4 protein-coding genes are annotated in these 3294 nt (G+C 51.4%); all 4 read left to right on the top strand.

The features are described 5' to 3' along the window. The first annotated feature begins 175 nt into the window (after nucleotides 1-175). Nucleotides 176-916, top strand: a complete 741-nt coding sequence (locus tag DW835_RS17540; protein WP_118731507.1) for a CHC2 zinc finger domain-containing protein — start codon at nucleotides 176-178, stop codon at nucleotides 914-916. Beyond that, nucleotides 801-2141 (top strand): virulence-associated E family protein, encoded by a 1341-nt coding sequence (locus tag DW835_RS17535; protein WP_009321442.1) that lies wholly within the window; start codon nucleotides 801-803, stop codon nucleotides 2139-2141. Before DW835_RS17540 ends, DW835_RS17535 begins: the two co-directional genes overlap by 116 nt. Before the next feature lie 270 nt (nucleotides 2142-2411). Continuing rightward, nucleotides 2412-2597, top strand: coding sequence for a hypothetical protein (locus tag DW835_RS17530; protein ID WP_004849804.1), 186 nt, complete (start codon nucleotides 2412-2414; stop codon nucleotides 2595-2597). Nucleotides 2598-2704: 107 nt separating this feature from the next. After that, a partial coding sequence (locus tag DW835_RS17525) for a recombinase family protein (RefSeq protein WP_182430355.1) occupies nucleotides 2705-3294 on the top strand: 590 nt, incomplete at its 3' end.

Here is a 3294-nt window from a genome sequence, read left to right as displayed (position 1 = left end):
CGCAGCACAAGCCACTCCGGGAGGAAGTCATACGGCTGCGGCAGGTGCAGAACGCCGTAGATACCGCACTGCGCCGGAGGGAGCAGCCACAGGAAGTACAGAGAAAGAAACATGAGATGGAGCTATGATATAATCGGCAGCTTTACCGCTACCAGTATTTTTATGGAGGGAGCATTTGAATGTATTTGAAGCGGTGAAACAGTCTGTTACCACTCGGCAGGCTGCTTCATTCTATGGAATCCGGGTGGGGAGAAACGGCATGGTCTGCTGTCCATTCCACAATGACCGCACGCCCAGCATGAAAGTGGACAGCCGCTTTTATTGCTTCGGCTGCAGGGCTTCCGGGGATGTGATCGACTTTGCCGCTTTGCTGCATGGATTGGAGAAGCGGGAAGCTGCGGTCAGGCTTGCGGAGGACTTCGGCGTTTCCTATGAGAAATCCGGCAATGCGCCACCAGATAGGAAACGTAACAACAGGTCACAGCCCCGACAAAAATCAGCGGAGCAGAGATTTCAGGAAACGGAACGGTATTGTTTCCGGGTGCTATGCGATTATCTGCGCCTGCTGGAGCATTGGAAAACAGCACACGCCCCACAGCCGCAGGATGCCATCTGGCATCCTCTTTTTGTGGAAGCGTTGCAGAGGATAAGCTACACAGAATACCTTTTGGATATTTTGTTATACGGAGAAATAGAAGAAAAAGCGGCATTGATCGCCGCACAGGGAAAGGAGGTGCTGCGGCTTGAACAGCGAATTTCAGAGCTTGCCGCCGGAAACGCAGGAAGCGGTCAAAAGGACGATGGACACAATGGAACCGGCGCAGACACCGGCAGAAATCCGGGAAACATTAGAGGGGACGCAGAAAGGCGGCGTGAAGAACAGCATCCGAAACTGCCTGACGGTGTTCCAGCGTGACCCGCTGTTTCGTGGGGCGCTGCGCCTGAACCTTTTGACGGAGCAGATTGACATTGTGAAGCCGCTGGGCTGGGAGCGCACCAGTACCACGCTGACCGACATGGACATGAACTACCTGCTTTTGTATCTGGAAGAAAATTACGGGCTTACCAGCGAGAAAAAGGTGCAGAGCGCCATCAAGATTGTTGCCAATGAAAACCGCTACCATCCAGTCAGGGATTACCTGAACAGCCTGCAATGGGACGGCACAGAGCGCATCCGTTACGCCCTGCATCACTTTCTGGGAGCCGATACGGACGAATACACCTATGAAGCCTTGAAACTGTTCCTGATGGGAGCCATCCGGCGGGTATTCAGACCGGGGAGCAAGTTTGAGGTCATGCTCTGTCTGGTTGGTGGTCAGGGAGCCGGGAAATCTACCTTTTTCCGGCTGCTGGCAGGCAGGGACGAATGGTTTTCAGACGATTTGAAAAAGCTGGACGATGAAAATGTGTACCGCAAGCTGCAAGGGCATTGGATTATCGAGATGTCGGAGATGATTGCCACAGCCAACGCCAAGAGTATTGAGGAAATCAAGTCATTCTTAAGCCGCCAGAAAGAAACCTACAAAGTGCCGTATGAGACACATCCGGCAGACCGGCTGCGGCAATGTGTATTTGGAGGGACGACCAACCGGCAGGACTTTTTGCCCCGTGACCGCACCGGCAACCGGCGCTTTCTCCCCGTGACGGTGTACCCGGAACGGGCGGAGGTTCACATACTGGACGATGAAGCGGCGGCGAGGGCGTATATCGAACAGATGTGGGCGGAAGCCATGACGGTTTATCGCAGTGGGAAGTATAAGCTGTCATTCAGCATGGAAATGAACCGATACCTGAACGCCCACCAGCAGGACTTTATGCAGGAAGACACACAGGCCGGCATGATCTACGCCTATTTGGAGGACTACACCGGCGACAGGGTATGTTCCAAGCAGCTTTATGAGGAAGCGCTGGGGAACTTAAATTCCCCGGCAGACTGGGAGACACGGGCAATCTGCGAGATTATGAATACCGGCATTGCGGGCGGCATCATACAGGGCTGGGTAGCCTACAAAAGCCCGAAGCGGTATAAGAAATACGGTTCTCAAAAAGGCTGGGAGCGTGTCAACCAAGCTCCGCCGGAGGGGGACGGTTTTCAGGAAATCACGGAAGAAGAAGCCCGGCAAATGGAACTTCCATTCTGAAAAGCCACCGGTTGACAGTTTGGTTGACGCTTTGGTTGACAGCCGGTTGACGGAGAAAAGTCTGATATTTGGGGCATTTCTCTCCTTTGTCAACCATGTCAACCAAGAAATCAAAGAAAAAGTAAAAAGTAATAATAGAGCGCCTATGGATTGTTTTCAAAGTCTTTTCTGCCGGTTGACACGGTTTGGTTGACACGGAGACAGTCTGCGGCTGTACACCTGTCTGACATTCCCTTGTCGGGCATATTTCATTTATGGAGGTAACTGCCTATGGCAAAAAGCAAAAACGAGAGCAATAACAAAAACAGCGGCACCCTGCTTACCGAAAAAGACGGCACCCAGTATTTTGTCATGGGGAAAGTCCGTATCAAGGTATCGGAGCATTTCGCACAGGATGGGAAGCCGCTTGACAGCCTGCTGGAAGATGTGATCCAGCACGCTGCCGCCGCTTCCTGAAAAAATACGGAATAACGACTGTCAATCAGCCCACGCTTATGATATACTTGTACCAGCGAGTATTGTATAAGCGTGGGTTGTTTCTTTTAGAAGGAGGATTTTTAACCGTGAAACAACCATACAATACAACGATTTATAACACTGCACTATATTTGAGATTGAGCCGTGACGATGAATTACAGGGGGAAAGCGGCAGTATCCAGACCCAGCGCATGATGCTTAGACAGTATGCCGCAGAGCATGGGCTGACCGTTGTAGACGAGTACATTGACGACGGATGGAGTGGGACAAATTTCGAGCGTCCAAGTTTCCAAAGGATGATTGATGACATCGAAGACGGGAAAATCAACTGCGTTGTCACAAAGGACTTATCCCGTCTGGGAAGAAACTATATCCTGACCGGTCAGTACACGGAAATCTATTTCCCCAGCAAGGGAGTACGCTACATTGCCATCAATGACAATGTGGACACCATCAACGGAGAAAGCGAGCTTGCACCGTTCTTAAACATCCTGAATGAAATGCACGCCCGACAGACCAGCAAAAAGGTCAAGGCTGCCATGCACACAAGATTTGCCAATGGCGCACACTATGGAGCCTATGCACCGCTGGGCTATGTAAAAGACCCGGACAAAAAAGGTCATCTTCTGATCGACCCGGAAACACGCTGGATTGTAGAGAAGATTTTTGACCTTGC

Source organism: Clostridium sp. AM34-9AC (assembly GCF_003480225.1).
GTDB lineage: Bacteria > Bacillota > Clostridia > Lachnospirales > Lachnospiraceae > Acetatifactor > Acetatifactor acetigignens.
The sequence above is the reverse complement of the archived record's forward strand: the minus strand, read 5'-3'. Positions and strand labels throughout refer to the sequence as shown.